Annotated in this window: 20 protein-coding genes; 16 read left to right on the plus strand and 4 right to left on the minus strand. The window is 53.3% G+C overall.

The features are described from left to right. The first annotated feature begins 238 nt into the window (after positions 1 to 238). From frdA to frdD, 4 genes are read left to right on the plus strand one after another with little or no spacing between them, the layout of a single operon-like run. On the plus strand, positions 239 to 2,002 hold the full coding sequence (gene frdA, locus CUZ56_RS10215) for a fumarate reductase (quinol) flavoprotein subunit (RefSeq protein ID WP_126980286.1): 1,764 nt from the start codon (positions 239 to 241) through the stop codon (positions 2,000 to 2,002). After that, entirely contained in the window at positions 1,999 to 2,820 is an 822-nt protein-coding gene (locus tag CUZ56_RS10220; RefSeq protein ID WP_126980287.1) for a succinate dehydrogenase/fumarate reductase iron-sulfur subunit, read from the plus strand. Before frdA ends, CUZ56_RS10220 begins: the two co-directional genes overlap by 4 nt. A 3-nt stretch (positions 2,821 to 2,823) precedes the next feature. Then, a complete protein-coding gene (locus CUZ56_RS10225) occupies positions 2,824 to 3,216 on the plus strand; it encodes a hypothetical protein (protein ID WP_126980288.1) in 393 nt (130 codons plus the stop codon). Between the two features lie 25 nt (positions 3,217 to 3,241). Next, positions 3,242 to 3,628 carry a fumarate reductase subunit FrdD gene (frdD, locus tag CUZ56_RS10230; protein WP_126980289.1) on the plus strand — a complete coding sequence of 129 codons (387 nt, stop codon included), beginning with the start codon at positions 3,242 to 3,244 and terminating at the stop codon, positions 3,626 to 3,628. 76 nt (positions 3,629 to 3,704) lie between these two features. Here the strand turns inward: frdD and CUZ56_RS10235 are convergent, their stop codons facing one another. The 3 genes from CUZ56_RS10235 to CUZ56_RS10245 form a co-directional block, all read right to left on the minus strand. After that, on the minus strand, positions 3,705 to 4,487 hold the full coding sequence (locus CUZ56_RS10235; RefSeq protein ID WP_126980290.1) for an ABC transporter permease: 783 nt from the start codon (positions 4,485 to 4,487) through the stop codon (positions 3,705 to 3,707). A 74-nt stretch (positions 4,488 to 4,561) separates the two neighbouring features. Next, complete coding sequence (locus tag CUZ56_RS10240) at positions 4,562 to 5,368, minus strand: ABC transporter ATP-binding protein (protein ID WP_126980291.1); 807 nt, start codon at positions 5,366 to 5,368, stop codon at positions 4,562 to 4,564. A 99-nt stretch (positions 5,369 to 5,467) separates the two neighbouring features. Then, complete coding sequence (locus tag CUZ56_RS10245; protein ID WP_126980292.1) at positions 5,468 to 6,541, minus strand: ABC transporter substrate-binding protein; 1,074 nt, start codon at positions 6,539 to 6,541, stop codon at positions 5,468 to 5,470. Positions 6,542 to 6,904: 363 nt separating this feature from the next. Here CUZ56_RS10245 and CUZ56_RS10250 point away from each other — a divergent pair, with 363 nt between their 5' ends. Then, the gene (locus CUZ56_RS10250; protein ID WP_126980293.1) at positions 6,905 to 7,342 is read left to right on the plus strand and encodes a hypothetical protein; all 438 of its coding nucleotides are present in this window, start codon (positions 6,905 to 6,907) and stop codon (positions 7,340 to 7,342) included. A 48-nt stretch (positions 7,343 to 7,390) separates the two neighbouring features. On the opposite strand, the gene ruvA is transcribed toward CUZ56_RS10250, so the two are convergent. Beyond that, positions 7,391 to 7,966: a Holliday junction branch migration protein RuvA gene (ruvA, locus tag CUZ56_RS10255; protein ID WP_126980347.1), complete on the minus strand. Its 576-nt coding sequence runs from the start codon at positions 7,964 to 7,966 to the stop codon at positions 7,391 to 7,393. Positions 7,967 to 8,078: 112 nt separating this feature from the next. Here ruvA and CUZ56_RS10260 point away from each other — a divergent pair, with 112 nt between their 5' ends. The 11 genes from CUZ56_RS10260 to rnc all read left to right on the plus strand — a co-directional run bounded on the left by CUZ56_RS10260 (position 8,079) and on the right by rnc (position 19,027). Further along, on the plus strand, positions 8,079 to 9,113 hold the full coding sequence (locus tag CUZ56_RS10260; protein WP_126980294.1) for a PhoH family protein: 1,035 nt from the start codon (positions 8,079 to 8,081) through the stop codon (positions 9,111 to 9,113). Further along, positions 9,106 to 9,621 (plus strand): rRNA maturation RNase YbeY, encoded by a 516-nt coding sequence (gene ybeY / locus CUZ56_RS10265; RefSeq protein ID WP_126980295.1) that lies wholly within the window; start codon positions 9,106 to 9,108, stop codon positions 9,619 to 9,621. Before CUZ56_RS10260 ends, ybeY begins: the two co-directional genes overlap by 8 nt. Positions 9,622 to 9,700: 79 nt before the next feature. Further along, the gene (locus CUZ56_RS10270) at positions 9,701 to 10,636 is read left to right on the plus strand and encodes an HlyC/CorC family transporter (protein ID WP_126980296.1); all 936 of its coding nucleotides are present in this window, start codon (positions 9,701 to 9,703) and stop codon (positions 10,634 to 10,636) included. 24 nt (positions 10,637 to 10,660) lie between these two features. Further along, positions 10,661 to 12,226 (plus strand): apolipoprotein N-acyltransferase, encoded by a 1,566-nt coding sequence (gene lnt / locus CUZ56_RS10275; RefSeq protein WP_239442378.1) that lies wholly within the window; start codon positions 10,661 to 10,663, stop codon positions 12,224 to 12,226. Positions 12,227 to 12,259: 33 nt separating this feature from the next. After that, entirely contained in the window at positions 12,260 to 13,192 is a 933-nt protein-coding gene (gene glyQ / locus CUZ56_RS10280) for a glycine--tRNA ligase subunit alpha (RefSeq protein WP_126980349.1), read from the plus strand. A 17-nt stretch (positions 13,193 to 13,209) separates the two neighbouring features. After that, on the plus strand, positions 13,210 to 15,333 hold the full coding sequence (gene glyS / locus CUZ56_RS10285) for a glycine--tRNA ligase subunit beta (RefSeq protein WP_126980297.1): 2,124 nt from the start codon (positions 13,210 to 13,212) through the stop codon (positions 15,331 to 15,333). Between the two features lie 17 nt (positions 15,334 to 15,350). Next, a complete protein-coding gene (gene gmhB / locus CUZ56_RS10290; protein WP_239442381.1) occupies positions 15,351 to 15,998 on the plus strand; it encodes a D-glycero-beta-D-manno-heptose 1,7-bisphosphate 7-phosphatase in 648 nt (215 codons plus the stop codon). A 1-nt stretch (position 15,999) separates the two neighbouring features. Beyond that, the gene (locus tag CUZ56_RS10295; protein ID WP_126980298.1) at positions 16,000 to 16,779 is read left to right on the plus strand and encodes a lysophospholipid acyltransferase family protein; all 780 of its coding nucleotides are present in this window, start codon (positions 16,000 to 16,002) and stop codon (positions 16,777 to 16,779) included. Between the two features lie 8 nt (positions 16,780 to 16,787). Continuing rightward, positions 16,788 to 17,669: a M48 family metallopeptidase gene (locus CUZ56_RS10300; protein ID WP_126980299.1), complete on the plus strand. Its 882-nt coding sequence runs from the start codon at positions 16,788 to 16,790 to the stop codon at positions 17,667 to 17,669. 214 nt (positions 17,670 to 17,883) lie between these two features. Next, positions 17,884 to 18,261, plus strand: a complete 378-nt coding sequence (locus tag CUZ56_RS10305) for a DUF4845 domain-containing protein (protein ID WP_162615319.1) — start codon at positions 17,884 to 17,886, stop codon at positions 18,259 to 18,261. 49 nt (positions 18,262 to 18,310) lie between these two features. Then, entirely contained in the window at positions 18,311 to 19,027 is a 717-nt protein-coding gene (gene rnc, locus CUZ56_RS10310) for a ribonuclease III (protein WP_126980301.1), read from the plus strand. Positions 19,028 to 19,054 lie beyond the last annotated feature (27 nt).

Consider the following 19,054-nt stretch of genomic DNA (forward strand, 5'->3'; position numbering starts at 1 on the left):
ATGTGAATGATAGTTTTACCTGTGGGGTTTGCACAGACATTCAAATGATAATTATTTTCATCTCGTGCTAGTTGAATCCTCCTGTTGTTCAGGCAGGGCGGATTGCCTTTGTTTGTGATTATCGTCAAACTTGTCTGTTAGAGATATGCTCAAATAGGTCTGAGAATAAAGAGGACAGGGTAAAACAAAAATATCAACTTGCTTGCATATACGATGAATATGCTGGAGAAAGGCCATTATGCAGACTTATAACGCAGATGTTGCCATTGTGGGAGCCGGAGGTGGTGGGTTGCGTGCCGCCATAGAGATTGCCAGGACGCTCCCCGATCTGAAAGTTGCTCTCATTTCCAAAGTCTATCCGATGCGCAGCCACACTGTGGCAGCCGAGGGTGGTGCTGCGGCAGTGGTGCGTGACGATGACTCACTGGAATACCATTTTAATGACACTGTTTCCGGCGGCGACTGGCTGTGCGAGCAGGATGTGGTTGATTATTTTGTGCAGAATTCAGCCACTGAAATGGTTCAGCTGGAGCACTGGGGCTGCCCCTGGAGCCGTCAGCCCGATGGGCATGTGAACGTGCGCCGCTTTGGCGGCATGAAAATTCCCCGCACCTGGTTTGCGGCCGATAAGAGCGGCTTCCATATTCTGCATACGCTGTTCCAGACCTCAATGCAGTTTCCCAGCATCCACCGTTTTGACGAACATTTTGTCATGGACTTGATGGTGGAAGATGGCAAGGTAAACGGCGTGTTGTGTTTTGACATGAAAAATGGTGAACCTAGGCTGATCAGTGCGCCTGCAGTGGTGCTGGCGACCGGTGGTGCTGGGCGCTGTTACCGTTTCAACACCAACGGTGGTATTGTCACAGGCGATGGCATGGCCATTGCCTACCGGCATGGCGTGCCGTTGCGCGATATGGAGTTTGTCCAGTATCACCCGACAGGTTTGCTTGGTTCCGGTATTCTGATGACGGAAGGCTGCCGCGGTGAGGGCGGTATTCTGGTTAATAAAGATGGTTACCGCTACCTGCAGGACTACGGTATGGGCCCGGAAACACCGGTTGGCCAACCTAAAAACAAATACATGGAATTGGGGCCGCGCGACAAGGTGTCGCAGGCTTTCTGGCATGAGCAGAAAAAAGGCCGCGTCATTGAAACCCCGCTGGGGGATGCGGTTTATCTGGACATGCGGCACCTGGGTGAAAAACACCTGCATGAACGTCTGCCGCTGATTTGTGAGCTGGCCGAGCAGTTTGCCGGGGTGGACCCGGTGAAAGATCCGGTGCCGGTGCGCCCGGTGGTGCATTACACCATGGGTGGTATTGAAACCGATGGTGTGACGGCAACGCGCATGCCGGGGCTGTTTGCTGTAGGCGAATGCGCTTCTGTGGGTCTGCACGGTGCTAACCGCTTGGGTTCTAACTCACTGGCGGAAATTGTGGTGTTTGGTAAGGTGGCCGGAGAGCAGGCCGCCAAATACGCACAAGCGCACGCAGGGGTGGATGCACAGCAACTGCTGAGCCAGGCACAGAAACGGTTTGGCGAATTTACCAGCCTGCTGGATGGCAAGGGAACAGAAAACCCGGCCGCGATTCGCGATGAAATGGGCGACACGATGGAAGAAGGCGTGGGGATCTACCGCGACGCTCAAGGGATTCAGAAAACCATTGACAAGCTGGCAGAACTGAAAGAGCGCTATCGCCATGTGCGAGTCAATGACAAGTCGCAGGTGTTCAATACCGACTGGCTCTCAACAATTGAGCTGGGTTATACACTGGATGTCGCGCAGACCATGGCTTATTCAGCGCTGAACCGCAAAGAGTCGCGTGGCTCGCACCAGCGTCTGGATGCGACAGAGCGTGATGACGTCAATTTCCTGCAACACACATTGGCTTTTTACCAGCAAGGCACTGTACCCAAGATCGATTACAGTCCGGTGAAGATTACCAAGTCGCAACCTGCCAAACGCGTTTATGGTGCAGAAGGTGAGGAAACGAAATGAGTGATGTCAAAAATACAACACACGATGCCGCATCTGAAAAGACGATCCAGATAGAGGTTTTGCGTTACCGTCCGGATGTTGACCCGGTTCCGTGGACACAGGTGTTTGATGTGCCCTGGAAGAATGAAACCTCCATTCTGGAAGCGCTGCAATACATCAAGGATCACCTGGATTCCTCACTGACTTTCCGCTGGTCATGCCGCATGGCTGTGTGCGGATCGTGCGGGGTGGTTGTCAATGGTGAGCCGAAACTGGCCTGTTCCACGTTCATTCGTGACTACCCGGAAGGCACAAAAAAACTGAGGGTTGATCCGCTGGATAATTTCGATGTTGAAAAAGATCTGGTGGTCAATATTGATCCTTTCCTGCAAAAGCTGGAGTCGATCAAGCCTTACATCATCCGTAAAACGGGCGCGGAAATAGCAGTGGGCGAAGACGGCAAGCCGCAGGAGTACATGCAGACGCCGGCACAACTGGCCAAGTTCAAAGAGCTGACCATGTGCATCAACTGCATGTTGTGCTACTCGGCCTGTCCGCAGGTGGCGATGAACGTGGAATTTTTAGGCCCGGCCACGATTGCGCTGGCGACACGCTATAACTACGACTCGCGTGATGAAGGTGAGGCAGAGCGTAAGCCGGTGCTGTATCAGGAAAATGGTGTGTGGCCCTGTACATTCGTTGGATACTGCTCTGAAGTGTGTCCCAAGCATGTGGATCCGGGTGGCAGTATTCAGCAGAATAAGTCGCGCGGCCTGATGTACTGGGCGGGCAATCTGTTGTCTGGCGGCAGTAAAGCCGCAGAGAAGAAGGAGGGATAAGCCATGAGTCGAAAACCTTTTAAACGGGAAATGCCCAATGACTGGTTTACCAAAAACTCCTACTACCGCCGTTACATGGTGCGTGAGTTCAGTTGTGTGCTGATCGGGCTGTATGTCATCAATCTGATGGCGGGCATTGTGGCGCTGGCCTCATCTCCCATACATTGGGGGCTCTGGGTGGCTTCACAATACAACCCGGTGATGATCCTGGTGGCTATCGCATCTCTGGTTGCCGGTATCTGGCATACAGTGACCTGGTTCCAGACCATGCCCAAGGTGATCAAGATTTTGCAGGGTGACCATTTCATGCCGGCAAAAACCATCATTACCGGGTGTTACATCCTGCTGGCAGCGGTGTCATTGGCATTGCTGCTGCTGGTTGCTATTTTTGCCTGATGGATGACAAGAGGAGATAAATCAAATGGCCTCAATGAACGAACACTCACAACCTGTCGCGGCATCCACAGGTCAAAAACGCACCTATAAGCCAATTTTCTGGAGCCTGTTTGCTGCCGGGGGGATGATTGCCGCGCTTGTCATCCCTGTGCTGGTGGTTATTTTCAGCATCTGGTTGCCACTGCATCCGGAAAAAGCGATGGGGTTCTACCAATCGTTTGGCTGGGTTGCCCAGAACAAGTTCTTTTTGCTGATTACGGCTGGCGTACTGTTTTTGATGCTGTGGCATTGCGCACACCGTTTTTATTACTGCCTGCATGATATCAAGGTGTCTCTGGGCTTTAGAGGCAAATGCGTGTTGTACGGGGTTCCCGTGCTGGCATTTTTATTGACGATGATTCTGGGCTGGTAACTGCCTGTGGCATGAGTATAAAAACCGGCGTTGCGTATGCGATGCCGGTTTTTTCATTCAAAGAGATACAGGCTCTTTAATGGTGGTGTTCGTGTGGGTCTTCCCAGAACACAACTTTTTTGCGCAGGCAGGAAATCAGCGCATAAGCCAAAATGCCCATAACTCCCAGCGCAATCAGTACCCCAAACATATCAGCAATTTTTGCCTGGGCTTCATACTGAAGAATTCTTAAACCCAGGCCTGCACTGGCCCCGACAAATTCGGCCACCAGCGCACCGGTCAAGGACATGATGATACCCAGCCGCAATCCGGTGAAAAAGTGCGGCATGGCATTGGGGATGGAGAGTTTGAGCAGGATCTGCATACGGGAAGCACCAAATGCGCGCAGCATTTGCAGTTGCTCGGCGTTGGTGGACTGTAACCCGGCAATCACATTGATCATGATGGGAAAGCACGAGATGGTGACGGCCAGCGCGATTTTGGGCGCCATGCCGTAACCAAACCAGTACAGGTAAATAGGCGCCAGTGCAATGCTGGGGATGGTTTGGAACGCGACAATATAGGGCAGCAGGCTTAACTCGAGCGTATAAAACTGCGAAATGAGCACGCCCAGTGTCACAGCGATCACAATGCTCAGCAGAAAGCCCCAGAATGTTTCCTGCAGCGTGACCCACACATCCCGCCAAAACGAGGGGGTTTGCAGCATCGCCAGCAGTTTTTCCCCAATGTCACTGGGGGCCGGCAGCGTATAAGCCGGGGTGTCGGTGACGCGTACAAAAATCTGCCAGGCGGCTGTCACCAGGATAAATACCAGAACAACCAAAACGGCCTGTGTTATTCTGTTTTTACGTGGGATCATGTGAAATCTGTTTCCGTCTGGCTCAATATCAATTTACAGCTTTAAAGCTGCCAATAAACTCATGATGAAAGCTGTCAGCAGCCTCTGGGTTGATTGTAATCAAAATATTGCCGGATATAGGCTAATACCTGGCCTGCATAGTTATTGTTCATGTCTGAGAGCTGGCGCGGGCGCGGCAGATCGTCAATCGAAACAATTTCTGCAATACGCCCGGGTCGCGGACTCAGGATGACAATACGGTCGGCCAGAAAAACGGCCTCTGAAATGGAGTGCGTAACAAAAATGATGGTTTTTTTGCTTTGCATCCAGATGCGCTGCAGCTCCACGTTTAAAAACTCGCGGGTCATGGCATCCAGCGCGCCAAACGGCTCGTCCATCAATAATACATCCGGGTCACAGACCAAAGCGCGGCAGATGCCGGCACGCTGCTTCATGCCGCCGGAAAGCTCTTTGGGGTATTTATGCTCGAAGCCTTTCAGTCCGGCGATTTCGATCAACTCTAAAGCCCGTTGCTGATAGGCTGTTGTGTCAGATACACGCAGCAGCTCCACCGGCAACATGACATTTTCCAGCGTGGTGCGCCAGGGTAACAAAGTGGGTTCCTGAAAGACAACCCCGACGGCCGGGGACGGTTGGGTGACCGGCTGGCCATGAATCAGCACCTGCCCTTCGGTAATGGGAACCAGCGCCGCTAGAATTTTCAGTAAAGTGGTTTTGCCGCAACCGGATGGCCCGATCAGTGCGACAAATTCCCCCTGGTGAATGGTCAGGCTGACATCCTCCAACGCCACAGTGGTACCGGTCTTTTTAGACTGGTACGCTTTTGTCAGGTGACTGATCTGAATAAAAGGGCTGACGGGCTGGTGTGCCGCAATGTCCATGAATAAACCTCAATGTCTACCATGGGTCATTGTAGTGATTTATCCATAACCTGTTAATACGCCAAACGGATGTATTGCGTTCCCGAAAATTGGGCAATATTACCGCTTTTCAGTGATATCGCTGATATCCAGCGGATAAATCTGCGGCATCAGTGAGCCATCCCATACCTGTGCCGGTGTCAGTTGGGTTTCGATCTGCCCGGTCTGGTAGGCAAATTTCAGCAGGGCATCCCAGCGCTCGTTGCTGATGTTGAGCCATTGCCCCCAGGTTGCGGGGTCTGCATTGTCTTTGGGAATAGAGTCGCCTAGCGCAATGCGCATGGCTTCCAGTGTGTTCCGTGCATCCTGGCTGCGGGGGTCGCTGCTGCCGGCTAGCTGGGGATATTCGGCAAAGCTGAGTGCCAACGCGCTTTCCGGGTAGAGTTGTGTATAAATAATGCCTTTATAGGCAGCACGCACGAACCTCACCAGGTCTTGCGGGCGTTCCTGCAGCATTTTGGTGCTGGTGACCATGGTGACGCTGAACAGTTTTTCCATTTCCGCCGGGCGTGGCAGCAGCGTCAGGGTAACGCCGTTTTGGCGCATGACGGTAAAGGAGTCGGAATAACTGTCTACCGCATCAACCTCATTGTTGCGCAAAGCGGCGGCAGCTCTGGCGCCTGCGCCAACGGCAACGATGGTCACGTCATCTTCGCTTAAACCAGCCAGGTGCAAATTGGCTTTCAGGTCGGCATAAGAGGCGGAAGCCAGGCTGATGACGCCAATGCGCCGGCCCTTGAGGTCTGCAATGGTTTTAATGGCAGACCCTTGCGGAACACCAATGAAATAAGGCCATTGCACGGTAATGCCGGCAAATGCCTTGACCGGAATGCCGCGCTCTACCGCAGAGGCAATGGTGGTGGACGATGCGTAGGCAATATCCGCGCTGCCGTTGGCTACCGCCTGTAAGGCAGCGGTGGAGCCGCTGGTGGTGATAATGGCAACGGAGATGTCTTCTTCTTTGAAATAACCAAGTTGTTTAGGAACGGCAATGGTGAAGGTTTCTTCTGCCGGTGTGATGGTATTGCGTGCCAGTGCAATTGTCAGGTTGTTTTGCGCATGTGCCACTGTCGCCAGAAAAATTCCCAGGCAAGCGGCAATTTTTTGAAAAACGGAGAGACGCGATATTTTCATGGAAATTCCTTATGATGGGACATACCAACAACGTGGCGCAAATGTAAAGTATAAAGGGGAATGGTTTTGTTGATGATGGCGTCAGGTTGCGTTGCAGTGATTTCTTCGGGCTGTTTTTGTTTGAAATCGCAAAAGCGCAGAAAGTGCTACAGGCGAAACGGATTCATCACGGGTAAGAATATGCCTGATTCTGAAAGATGGGATTGAAAGGCTAAAAATTGCCATTCTGCCATCCGGCTTTTGATGCCTTTAAAATAGCTTGCAGTGATACCATATCCACTCCGTCGCGGATAACCGGGCAACAGGTTGCCGGCGGCGGTATCTCCCAAGGGCGCGTGTTTGTATTGTGATGAAAGTTTAAAAATGAAATTTCCAATCCGTATCCGGCAAGAAGAAAATGAATTGATTCTGGATGCAGTGCCAGCGTTTGCGATTGTATTGAATTACCGGGTACTGGATACGGTGCGGGGGCAGTCGGTGGAAGAGGTTGAGCAGAAAACGAAAAAGCTGCTTTCCGATACGTTGCACCGGTTTATTCTGGCTGATGAATATGTGGGCCTGCCCCGCATGTTGAGTATTTATCAGAAAAGCGAGTTGCAGGTTGCCGAGCATAACAAAATCTGGACGACCGTGGATATTGAGGTGGATGACCTGGCGCTGCCGGTTGAGCAGACCAGTGTCACATTGCCCGCAGATCTGGTCAAAAAATTACAGGCCATGGCCAGCACCATTGACAGCTCTGTGGACATGATGCTGACCGTGCTGCTGGCGCATACACGCGCTGAGTATAAAAAAGACTGAAACCGTTCTTGCCAGCCGTGGTTAATTGCTGGCAGGTATGTTTCAGGTTTATTTGGATAATGCCCGCAGTGCCTGCTTGATGCCTTCGGCAACGCCAATGTCGGCCGGCAGATGCTTGAACGCTGCACGGGCCTCTTTGTCGTTATAGCCCAGAGCCAGCAGCGCCTGCACAATGTCAGACTGGGTTTCGCTTTGAACTGTGCTGTCGGCTACCCCCAGATCTTCACCGAATTTGCCTTTAAGCTCCAGCAACAGGCGCTCGGCGGTTTTTTTGCCGATGCCGGGGACTTTGACAAGGCGGCCGACTTCCTGTGTGGAAACGGCATGGGCCAGGTCGCTCACAGAAAGACCGGAGAGGATGGAGAGTGCTGTGCGCGGGCCGACGCCAGATATCTTGACCAGTTGTCTAAAGGCGTCGCGTTCTGTCGCGGTGCCAAAGCCAAACAGGATCTGGGCATCTTCACGAACGATGAAATGCGTCAGTAGCGTGACTTTGTCACCTGCTGCCGGCAGGTTGTAGAAAGTGCTCATCGGCACGTCCACCAGGTAGCCGACACCGCCCACATCAACCAGAATCTGCGGCGGATTTTTTTCCGCCAAAATACCACTTAAACGTCCAATCATGATGTCAATATAATGTTTCAATGGGTGCATGTTAGCAGGATGGATCGATTCCATGTGACAATCCTGGTGAATGCCGATATGAACAGATGTCCATACAGAAACCGGAGTCAGCGTGATCATTAAACACCAATTTCATGGCGCCAGTAATACACAACTGGCCAATTTATGCGGCCCGCTGGATGCACACCTGCAACTGATTGCTTCTACGCTGAATGTCAAAATCAGCCGTCGCCAGGATGTGTTCCGGGTGGAGGGGGCCAAAGTAGCTGCAGCGCGTGCGGTGGAAGTGCTGCAGGCATTGTATGAAGTTGCACGCCACACCATTGCGCAGGAGGTGGTGCAACTGACACTGGCAGGAGACGGGCATGCTGAAAAAACAGCTAAAAAAGCAAGGGCTGCAAAACCGTCAGATCCAGACCTTCTGGGTGCTGAAGCCATGCTGCCGGATGATGAAATGGGTGTGGCACTGCATACACGCCGCTCTGACCTGCGCGCGCGCACGACCAATCAGGCGCACTATCTGTATAACATTCTGCACCATGACCTGACGTTTGGCATTGGCCCTGCCGGCACTGGGAAAACGTTTCTGGCGGTGGCCTGCGCAGTGGATGCTTTGGAGCGCTCGCAGGTGCAGCGCGTGATTCTGACGCGGCCGGCCGTGGAGGCTGGCGAGCGGCTGGGTTTTTTGCCGGGTGACCTGACGCAGAAAGTGGATCCGTATTTGCGGCCTTTGTATGACGCGCTGTATGACCTGATGGGGTTTGACCGCGTGGGTAAGGCGTTTGAGCGTGGCGCCATTGAAATTGCGCCGCTGGCGTTCATGCGTGGGCGTACGCTGAACCATGCCTTCATTATTCTGGACGAGGCTCAAAACACCACCGTGGAACAGATGAAAATGTTTCTGACCCGCATCGGGTTTGGCAGCCGTGCCGTGGTCACGGGAGATATCAGCCAGATTGATTTGCCTAAAGGCGTTACCAGCGGACTGGTGGACGCGGTGAAGGTGTTGCATGACGTCAATGGTATTGCTTCAACGCGCTTTACCAGTGTGGACGTGGTGCGCCATCCTCTGGTGGCGCGCATTGTGGAGGCTTACGATGCCGACCGTGAGAAAAAAGACCGGGCGTACGGGAAAAAGCATGAGTAGAAAGCTTTCTGGAGTCAAACATGGTCAGGCGGTGGTCAGGAAAGTGGATCCCCGGCCTGTTCTGCCGCAGGTGTTTTTGTCCTTGCAGTTTGCTGATGCGACACACCGGGGATTGTTGCCCCGGCACAAAGTGATGCGCTGGTTGCGCCATGCGCTGGATGCCAGCCGGGCAGAACAGGGCGAGTTCAGTGTGCGTATTGTGGGCGAGCCGGAAGGGCGGGAGCTGAACCATACCTACAGGCAGAAGGATTATGCGACCAATGTGCTGACGTTTGATTATGTTCATGCACCTGTGGTACAGGCGGATCTGGTGATTTGTGCCCCGGTGGTGGCGCGCGAGGCCCATGAGCAGGGCAAAGACATACAGGCGCATTATGCACACCTGCTGGTACATGGCGCTTTGCATGCACAGGGCTGGGACCATGAGCAGCCGGATGAAGCACAGCAGATGGAGCAGCGGGAGATTGCCATACTGGCGCGCCTGGGGTTTGCCAACCCCTATGAATGAGCCGACTGCTTGGCATTTTCATGCACGGTTTGGCATTTTCCGGTATGCTAAAGGCTTCATTAACTTCCTCGCGTAAGCGATGTCTGACCCACAACCTAGCAGGCCGCGAGGCCAAAATGATCGAAATCCCCGTGCAGAGAATGAATCCTCAGAGAATAAGCGCGGGCTGTTCGGGCGTATCGCCGATTTTATTTCCCATGCACCAGAAAACCGTGATGAGCTGCGTGAAGTCATTGTTGAAGCCAACAAGGATGGCATCATTGATGATGAAACGCTGGTGATGATTGACGGTGCCGTCAGGCTGGCCGATATGACCGCCGCTGATGTCATGGTGCCGTCTTCCCGGATGGAGATGCTGGATATCAATACGCCGGTGGATGTATTGATCAACGCCATTATCGAAAGCGGACACTCCCGTTTTCCGGTATTTGACTGCAACAGTGAGGATGATGACGAAAACCGTCAGAATATTATTGGCGTATTGCTGGCCAAAGATCTGCTTAAACTCAGCCGGGCCCCGGAAATTAACCTGCGCATGCTGTTGCGCTCGCCCTTTTTTGTGCCGGAGAGCCGTTCTCTGAACCAGATGCTGTCGGATTTTCGGACCCATCATCAGCACATGGCGATGGTGGTGGACGAGTTTGGCCGTGTCTCAGGGGTGCTGACCATTGAGGACGTGCTGGAAGAAATTGTTGGCGAGATCGAAGATGAGTTTTATGTGCCTGATGATGAGGGCGACATTTATACGCTGACGGATGGCAGTTTCCGGGTAGCCGGAGATACGTCGTTAGAGCGTATCAATGAAGCGTTCAACCAGCACTTTGCTTCTGATGATGTGGAAACCATCGGCGGCTATATCTCGCATGAGCTCAGCCATGTGCCACGCCGGGGTGAAACCTGTGTGTTTGGCGGCCTGCAGTTCACCGTATTGCATACGCGTTCTGGTGTGGTGCGCTGGTTCCGGGTATCTCCGATTGATCCGGCGTCATCGGCGGAAGCGATTGAGTCGGTTTAATTGCAGCACCATGAGGGGGAGCGTGTGAACAGACCCGGCCCCCAGTGGCTTTACCGCTATTTGCGTCTTTCCCGGTTCCCGGTGCTGCAGGCACTGCTTGCCGGGGTTCTGCACGCCTGGGCGTTGTCGCACCAGGGCAGTGTGAATGGCTGGCTGCAGGTGCTGGCGCTGGTCTGGCTGGCCGGCCTGGTTGCCCAGTCACCGCGTGTAATGAAGGCCGCGCTGATCGGCTGGTTGTTTGCATTGGCATGGCTGGTTGGCAGCGTCTGGTGGCTGTATATCAGCATGCACCAGTATGGCGGCATGCCATCGGTGCTGGCGGCTTTGGCGGTGTTGTTGTTGTGTGCCGGCCTGGCGTTGATTTATGCACTGGCGATGGCGCTGGTGCGTAAAGTGTCTCGTCCGGCAACGGTATCGATTGTGGGATTTTCTGCCGCCTGGTTGCTTGCAGAGCTGATGCGCGGCTGGATTTTTACCGGCTTTCCCTGGGCGTCATCCGGTTACGCGCAGGTTGACAATGCGGTATTGAATGCGTATGCCCCATGGCTGGGGGTGTATGGCATTGGTGCTGTTGCGGCGCTGCTGGCAGCAAGTGTGGCAACCATTTTTTTTGCCTCAAAGGATACATGGCGCCAGTTGGCGGTTGCGTGGGTAGCCATTGTGGTGGTGTTGGGGCTGCACTGGCCGTTACGGCATGACTTTACTGACCCTGCCGGCACCATCAAAGTGGCATTGTTACAGGGCAATGTGCCGCAGAACCTGAAGTTTGAGCAGGAGACAATGCTCAATGCGCTGCACTGGTATCTCAATGAACTGTTGCAGGCGCAGGAACAGGGGGTTGATCTGGTGGTGGCACCTGAAACGGCGATTCCGACGTTTCCTTCATATTTGCCGCGTGGCCTGTGGGAGGGATTGAGAGCGGAGTTTGCCGCAGGGGATACGGCAGCATTGATCGGGATTCCGCTGCGGACCGATGCAACAGGCGTGACCAATTCGATGATCGGGCTGGCACCGGGGCAGGCGTTATACCAGTACGATAAACACCATCTGGTGCCGTTTGGGGAGTTTATTCCCTGGGGTTTTCGCTGGTTTGTCGATATGATGAATATTCCTTTAGGGGATATGGACCGCGGGGCCGTGGATGCCACATCGTTATGGTGGCGCGGCCAGCGCATTGCACCTAATATCTGTTACGAAGATTTGTTTGGCGAAGAGCTGGCCCGGCGGTTTGCGGTGCCGGGGCAGGAGCCGACGATCATGGCCAATGCCAGCAACATTGCCTGGTTTGGTGATACAGTGGCGTTGCCACAGCATTTGCAGATTGCACGCATGCGCTCGCTGGAGTTTCAGCGCCCGATGATCCGCGCAACCAATACGGGTGTGACGGCCATTATTGACGATCAAGGGCGGGTGCAGGGCATGCTGGCACCTTTCACGCAAGGTGTGCTGGTGGGTGATGTGCAGGGACGGCAGGGGCTGACATTTTATGTGTCCTGGGTCAGTGCTTGGGGGTTGTTGCCGTTATGGCTGTATGGGCTGGTGATGATCTCCTTTTTGTTGCTGCGCACGCGCACTCGCGTATCGAATTAAAATACTATTTTTCAATTAAAGATAAGAATGACCATGCTGACCTTTCAGCAATTGATATTGCGCCTACAAACTTATTGGGATGCACAAGGATGCGCCTTGCTTCAACCGTATGATATGGAGGTGGGGGCCGGCACCAGCCATACAGCGACTTTTCTGCGCTCGATCGGCCCGGAGCCATGGAAGGCCGCTTATGTGCAGCCAAGCCGCCGCCCTAAAGATGGACGTTATGGCGAAAATCCGAACCGGTTGCAGCACTATTACCAGTTTCAGGTGGTGTTGAAACCAGCGCCGGCAAACATTCTGGATTTATATCTGGGCTCGTTGCAGGCCGTGGGGTTTGACCTCAAGCGCAATGATATCCGTTTTGTTGAGGATGACTGGGAGAATCCAACACTGGGGGCCTGGGGCTTGGGCTGGGAAGTGTGGCTCAATGGCATGGAAGTGACGCAGTTCACCTACTTTCAACAAGTGGGCGGCATTGACTGCAAACCGATCACCGGTGAAATTACGTATGGGCTGGAGCGCCTGGCCATGTATCTGCAAGGTGTGGACAATGTGTATGACCTGGTCTGGACACAACAGGCAGATGGCACGCGTTTGACATATGGCGATGTGTATCATCAGAATGAAGTGGAGCAGTCGACTTATAATTTTGAACACAGTGATGCGGCATTTTTATTTGAAGCATTTTCCGCCCATGAAAAAAGTGCTCAACACCTGATGAGCGAACAACTGGCATTGCCTGCGTATGAGCAGGTACTGAAAGCAGCACACACATTTAATCTGCTGGATGCGCGCGGGGCCATTTCGGTCACAGAGCGTGCGGCTTACATTGGCCGTATCCGCAATCTGGCGCGCAGCGTGGCGCAAAGTTATCTCGATAGCCGCGAGCGCCTGGGTTTTCCGATGGCAAGCCGGGCTGTTGCGCAAGAGGTGATGGCAAGTCTGCAAAAGAAAACCGCATGAGTGTCAAAGGCTGCAGAATGAAAAAACAGAATTTACTGGTCGAATTATTTGTTGAAGAGCTGCCCCCCAAGGCGCTGCGGACGTTGGGCGAAGCATTTTCCAATGTATTGTCGCAAGAGCTGAAAGTGCAAGGGCTGGCCGCAGATGATGCAGAGGTCACACCTTTTGCTTCGCCGCGCCGCTTGGCAGCACATATCACGCAGGTGGTGTCACAGGCACCAGATCAAAGAGTTTCACGCAAACTGATGCCGGTATCGGTGGGGCTGGATGCACAGGGGCAGGCAACGCCTGCGCTGCTCAAAAAGCTTGCCAGTTTGGGGGCTGATGCTTCTGCTGTTGCTGGGCTTAAACGGGAACAGGATGGGAAAAATGAAGTGCTGTTTTATGACAGCACGGTTACCGGTGCAACGTTGCAGGCAGGTTTGCAGCGTGCGTTGGATACGGCAGTAGCCAAGTTACCCATTCCGAAAGTGATGAGTTACCAGTTGGCAGACGGCTGGAGCACGGTGCATTTTGTGCGCCCGGTTCATGCGATGATTGCCTTGCATGGCACAGAAATTGTTCCGGTGCAGGCGTTTGGCCTGACCGCAGGACGCATAACACATGGGCACCGTTTTGAGGCACAGGCAGATCCGATCGAGATTCAGAATGCCGACAGTTATGCCGAGCAACTTAAAAATGAAGGGGCTGTGCTTGCCTGCTTTACCGAACGGCGGCTGTGGATTCAGACGCAGTTGGAACAGGCTGCGCAGGCCGTTGGCGGAGGGGTGAAGCCGATTGCAGATACCGCGTTGCTTGATGAGGTGACGGCTTTGGTCGAGCGCCCGAATGTGCTGGTGTGTGCGTTTGAATCGGCATTTCTGGAAGTGCCGCAAGAATGCCTGATTTTAACAATGAAGGCAAATCAGAAATATTTTCCGCTGCTCGATGCGGATGACAAATTGACGAACCAGTTTCTGGTGGTCAGCAATATCCGCCCGGATGATGCCAGTGCTGTGATTGGCGGCAATGAGCGGGTGGTGCGCCCGCGTCTGGCGGATGCCAAATTCTTTTACGATCAGGATCGTAAAAAGCCATTGGAAGCGCGCGAAAAGAATTACGCCAGCGTGGTGTACCACAATAAGCTTGGCTCTTTGGCAGACCGCGTGAGCCGTATCCGTCAGATTGCGCAGGCCATTGCCGGCAAGCTGGGGGATGATGCGCTGCGTATGCAGGCCGATCTGGCAGCGCGTTTGGCAAAGGCCGATCTGTTAACGGATATGGTTGGCGAGTTTCCCGAATTGCAGGGGATTATGGGGCGTTATTACGCTTTGAACGATGGGTTGCCGGTAGAGGTGGCGCAGGCCATTGAAGACCACTACAAACCTCGCTTTGCCGGAGACGAGTTGCCGCGTAACCCGGTTGGGGTGATTGTGGCTTTGGCCGACAAGCTGGAAACACTGGTAGGTATGTTTGGCATCGGCAATGTGCCTACTGGTGATAAAGATCCTTTTGCGCTTCGCCGCCATGCACTGGGGGTGATCCGCATGCTGGCCGATAAACAACTGCCGCTGCAACTGGACTGGCTGCTGGAAATGGCTGCAACAGCGTTTATGGGCGCGGCAGGTGTGGATGCACAGTTTAAAGACCCGTCTCAAGCGGTGGCGGACTTTATCTATGAACGGTTTTCCGGTGCGTTGCGTGACCAGGGGTACCGGGCGCAGGAGATTGATGCTGTTTTGGTCTTGCGGCCGCAGCGTCTGGATGATGTATTAAACCGCCTCGAAGCGGTGCGTGCTTTTGCCGCTTTGCCACAAGCGCCAGCTTTGGCTGCTGCCAACAAGCGTGTGGGGAATATTCTGAAAAAGACAGCCGAGCCAGTTGCAGCGCAGGTGGATGTGGCTTTGCTCCGCGAGCCGGCGGAAGTTGCGCTGGAGAGTGCTTTGCGGAGTGCTCAGCAAGCTTCAGACCTGGCCTACACGCAGGGGGATTACACAACTTCTCTTAAAGAGCTGGCTGTATTGAAAGTACCGGTGGATGCGTTTTTTGATCAGGTCATGGTGAATGCAGAAGACCAGGCGTTGCGTCGCAACCGTTTGGGTCTGCTGGCATTGATGCATCAGGTGATGAACCGTGTTGCAGATTTGTCGCAACTGGCCTGACGAGCGGTAAAGGGTAAATGATGCCGATATCATCTACATCACCCAAGCTGGTGATTCTGGATCGTGATGGAACCATCAACGAGGACAGCGATCACTTTGTGAAATCTCCCGATGAGTGGATTCCTCTGCCAGGGGCATTGCAGGCGATTGCCCGGCTGAGCCAGATGGGCTGGCAGGTGGTGGTGGCGACCAATCAATCCGGGCTGGGTCGGGGGCTGTTTGATATCGTGGCATTGAATGCCATGCATGAAAAAATGAAACAGTTACTGGCGGTTGAGGGCGGACGTATTGAGGCGGTGTTTTTTTGCCCTCATGTAGCATCAGACATGTGCCATTGTCGTAAACCGCTCCCGGGGTTGTTTGAACAGATTGGCGAGCGTTTCCGGGCGGATTTGCGCGATGTGCCTGCCGTGGGCGATTCGCTGCGTGATTTGCAGGCAGCGGCAGCAGCAGGTGCACAGCCGCATCTGGTACGCACGGGGAAAGGGCAGCAGACAGCGCTGCGCGATGATCTGCCTTCCGGAACGGTCATTCATGAGGATCTGTCACACTTTGTGGACTACTGGCTTCAACAGCAGGCCCAGTTGAATGACGGGACAGATCTGCCCGAAGAAAAGCTGGGGCAGGATGCTTTGGCTGCCAGCCGGGACCAGAGGGGCGTGTGATATGGCTTTGATTGCTTCAGTATTACACATGATCCTGATGGCATTGACCATTATTCCCGTCAGCATTGTGATGGCGGTCGGTCGGCTCTTTTTGCCGGAAAAAGTGATTTACCATATTGGTGCAACGTGGTGCCAGTTCAGTATTTATACATTACGCTGGTTGTGCGGGGTCAAGTGGCGCGTGACAGGGCTGGAAAACCTTCCCGCAGATCCGAATGCGCGCATTGTGCTGTTATGCAAACACCAGTCGGCATGGGAAACGCTGGCAATGAATTGGGTGCTGCAGCATGACATTGTGTTTGTGTTTAAAAAAGAGCTGCTTCAAATTCCTTTTTTTGGTTGGGCCATAGGCAGCGTGGATATGATTTACATTGACCGCCAGGCGCGTACCCAGGCGATGCAGAAAGTGGTCAGTGAGGGCAGGCGCCTGATTGACAAGGGGCGCTGGGTTATCATGTTTCCCGAAGGTACCAGAATACCGCGTGGACAGACCGGCAGTTATAAGTCTGGAGGCGCCAGGGTGGCGGTAGCGACACAGGCCGATATCATTCCGATTGCGGTGACATCTGCCAAGTGCTGGCCCAAAGGGGCGTTTGTCAAAAAACCTGGCACCATTGATGTGGTGATTGGCCCGGTTATTCCAAGCGCTGGACGGGACCACCATGAATTGACGCATGAAGTGCAGACATGGATTGAAAATCAGATGCGGCATATTGACCCGCAGGCTTACACGGCAGAACAGGTTGCGCAGCAGCCGGTTGCCCAGTCGGAAACGGAGTGAAGTTACCTGTGCACGACGAAAATTTGTTTCAGCTATCGTTATTTGATCAGGATGAGCATGGCGCTCCTCCACAGGAGTCTCACCAGCTCCAGAGTTTAGCCAAGCAGGCCATGCCTTTTGTCAAAGAGTTAAGCTCTGTCGGAGGGATGCCTATTTATCTGAACCCGAGGGCCAACCGCCATATTTATCTGGACCAGTGCTGTATTGCCTATGAGTTGCAATACAAACGCCGGCGGAATATGGCATTGCATGTCAGCGCCGAGGGCGTGAGCGTCAGTGTGCCTCGGTGGGTCGGACAACAGGAAATTGAGCAGTTCTTGAAGGAAAAATCCCGCTGGCTGTTGCGCAAGCTGAAAGAGCAGCAGGACCGGCACCATCGCGAAGATGCTTTGCGGATCCGATGGGAAGACGGTGGAGAGTTGACATACCTTGGGCAAAAAACAGTATTGCGGTTACAGCCGGAAAGTCAGGACATATGCCTGAAAGATGAGGGGCTGGGCCGTGTATTGTGTGTGGGTGGCGGGGATTATCATTCTGACCCGACCAAATTACGAGAGACCGTGCAGCAATGGATGAAGCAGCAAGCCATGCAACTGTTTGAAAAACGTTGCGCCTATTATGCAGACATCATGAAGGTATGTCCGCAGCAGATTCGTTTAACGTCTGCAGCAACGCGCTGGGGCAGTGCCACAACGCAAGGTGTGATCCGGCTGCACTGGCGGTTGATCGAAATGCCGCCGGAGCTTATTGATTATGTTGTTGTGCACGAGCTGGCTCATTTGCATGAGATGAACCACAGTCTGCGGTTTTGGAATTGGGTGGCGCAGGTGTTGCCGGACTACAAGGAGCAGCGCAAACTGCTGAAAAACCGGGTCATGCTGACATGGTGACAGTCAAAAACGCTTGACTGGGTACGTGCTGCCGCTGTTTAATAATTTGGGGATTCTGTGTGAAAAATGACGTTTAGAGGCGTCAATTGGCGAATAATTTTGCGTATTGTGTGTACGAAACGATAAAATGGCTCTGTTTTCAATCACTTAAATAGATTTGAATGTTATGGTGATTGAGTGGGCAAAACAAATTGAATGCGTGGGAGAGGGACGGATGAAAAGTCAACTGCAGTTACGTCAACGTGGCATGACCATGATGGGAATGCTGATTACGGTCATTATTCTTGGGATTCTGGCTGTGGCAGCCATACGGGTGATTCCTGTTCTGACGGAATACCAGACGGTTTCCAAGGTGGCCCGGTTTGCTGCAAATAGCAGTACTGAAGCCGAAGTGCGCAGCCGGTTTGATACGCAGATCCGTATGGAAGGGGTGACTTCGCCGCCGATCACGGGCAATGATCTGAAAATTACCAATGCAGGCACTAACCGTACAACGGTGTCTTTCAGCTATGACAAAGTCATTCCGATTGTGGGATCGTACTCATACACCATCCATTTTTCCGATTCTCAGACAGCCGGCACCCAACGCTAGCGGGCTGAGTGGTTTGCTGTGAGACTTCTGCGCGGATAACATTGCATCGATGGATACTTTACAGCAAAGGCTTGAATATCGTTTCAGCCATATCAAATTGTTGGAACAGGCGCTGACGCATCGGAGCTATAGCTCGGCGCATAATGAACGGCTGGAGTTTTTGGGAGATTCGGTACTGAATCTCTCTATTGCAACGCGCCTGTATCAGTTTCTTCCAGATGCCAGCGAGGGGGATTTATCGCGCATCCGGGCGCATCTGGTTCGTGAGACCACGCTGCACCAACTGGCCTTATACCTGGGATTGAACCATGCATTAAAGCTGGGCGAGGGTGAATTGCGCAGCGGTGGTGCTGAACGCCCTTCTATTCTGGCCGACGCACTGGAAGCAGTGATCGGAGCCATTTACCTTGATGGCGGTTTTGCAGCAGCAGATGCGTTTGTGCAAACACTTTTTCAGCCCGAGTTTGAAGGACAGTCGGTGACTTCGGCAGACTGGGGTAAAGACGCCAAAACAGCTTTGCAGGAATGGTTGCAGGGCCGCCATATGAGTCTGCCGGTGTATACGGTCAGTGCCACCCATGGTGCTTTGCATAACCAGACTTTTGAAGTGCAATGCAGTGTGGTCAAGTTGGATATGGTGGCTCATGGCCAGGGCACTTCACGCCGCAGCGCTGAGCAGGAGGCGGCACAGAATATGTTACAGTTGCTTAGACAAAAATACAAAGAAAAAGGCCGCACAGGCAAGCATGATAAGCCTGCGAAGTGACATCGACTGAACATAAAAGGCAATGGA

Origin of the sequence: Saezia sanguinis, assembly GCF_003991585.1 — a bacterium.
GTDB lineage: Bacteria > Pseudomonadota > Gammaproteobacteria > Burkholderiales > Burkholderiaceae_C > Saezia > Saezia sanguinis.

Excerpts from the sequence above, each read along its gene's own strand:
- ybeY (WP_126980295.1), top strand. The coding sequence starts at position 9,106 with ATGAGTAGAAAGCTTTCTGGAGTCAAACATGGTCAGGCGGTGGTCAGG.
- CUZ56_RS10225 (WP_126980288.1), top strand. The coding sequence starts at position 2,824 with ATGAGTCGAAAACCTTTTAAACGGGAAATGCCCAATGACTGGTTTACC.
- gmhB (WP_239442381.1), top strand. The coding sequence starts at position 15,351 with ATGATGCCGATATCATCTACATCACCCAAGCTGGTGATTCTGGATCGT.
- frdA (WP_126980286.1), top strand. The coding sequence starts at position 239 with ATGCAGACTTATAACGCAGATGTTGCCATTGTGGGAGCCGGAGGTGGT.
- ruvA (WP_126980347.1), bottom strand. The coding sequence starts at position 7,966 with ATGATTGGACGTTTAAGTGGTATTTTGGCGGAAAAAAATCCGCCGCAG.
- frdD (WP_126980289.1), top strand. The coding sequence starts at position 3,242 with ATGGCCTCAATGAACGAACACTCACAACCTGTCGCGGCATCCACAGGT.
- glyQ (WP_126980349.1), top strand. The coding sequence starts at position 12,260 with ATGCTGACCTTTCAGCAATTGATATTGCGCCTACAAACTTATTGGGAT.
- CUZ56_RS10270 (WP_126980296.1), top strand. The coding sequence starts at position 9,701 with ATGTCTGACCCACAACCTAGCAGGCCGCGAGGCCAAAATGATCGAAAT.
- CUZ56_RS10305 (WP_162615319.1), top strand. The coding sequence starts at position 17,884 with ATGAAAAGTCAACTGCAGTTACGTCAACGTGGCATGACCATGATGGGA.
- glyS (WP_126980297.1), top strand. The coding sequence starts at position 13,210 with ATGAAAAAACAGAATTTACTGGTCGAATTATTTGTTGAAGAGCTGCCC.
- rnc (WP_126980301.1), top strand. The coding sequence starts at position 18,311 with ATGGATACTTTACAGCAAAGGCTTGAATATCGTTTCAGCCATATCAAA.
- CUZ56_RS10240 (WP_126980291.1), bottom strand. The coding sequence starts at position 5,368 with ATGGACATTGCGGCACACCAGCCCGTCAGCCCTTTTATTCAGATCAGT.
- CUZ56_RS10245 (WP_126980292.1), bottom strand. The coding sequence starts at position 6,541 with ATGAAAATATCGCGTCTCTCCGTTTTTCAAAAAATTGCCGCTTGCCTG.
- CUZ56_RS10295 (WP_126980298.1), top strand. The coding sequence starts at position 16,000 with ATGGCTTTGATTGCTTCAGTATTACACATGATCCTGATGGCATTGACC.
- CUZ56_RS10250 (WP_126980293.1), top strand. The coding sequence starts at position 6,905 with ATGAAATTTCCAATCCGTATCCGGCAAGAAGAAAATGAATTGATTCTG.
- CUZ56_RS10235 (WP_126980290.1), bottom strand. The coding sequence starts at position 4,487 with ATGATCCCACGTAAAAACAGAATAACACAGGCCGTTTTGGTTGTTCTG.
- CUZ56_RS10220 (WP_126980287.1), top strand. The coding sequence starts at position 1,999 with ATGAGTGATGTCAAAAATACAACACACGATGCCGCATCTGAAAAGACG.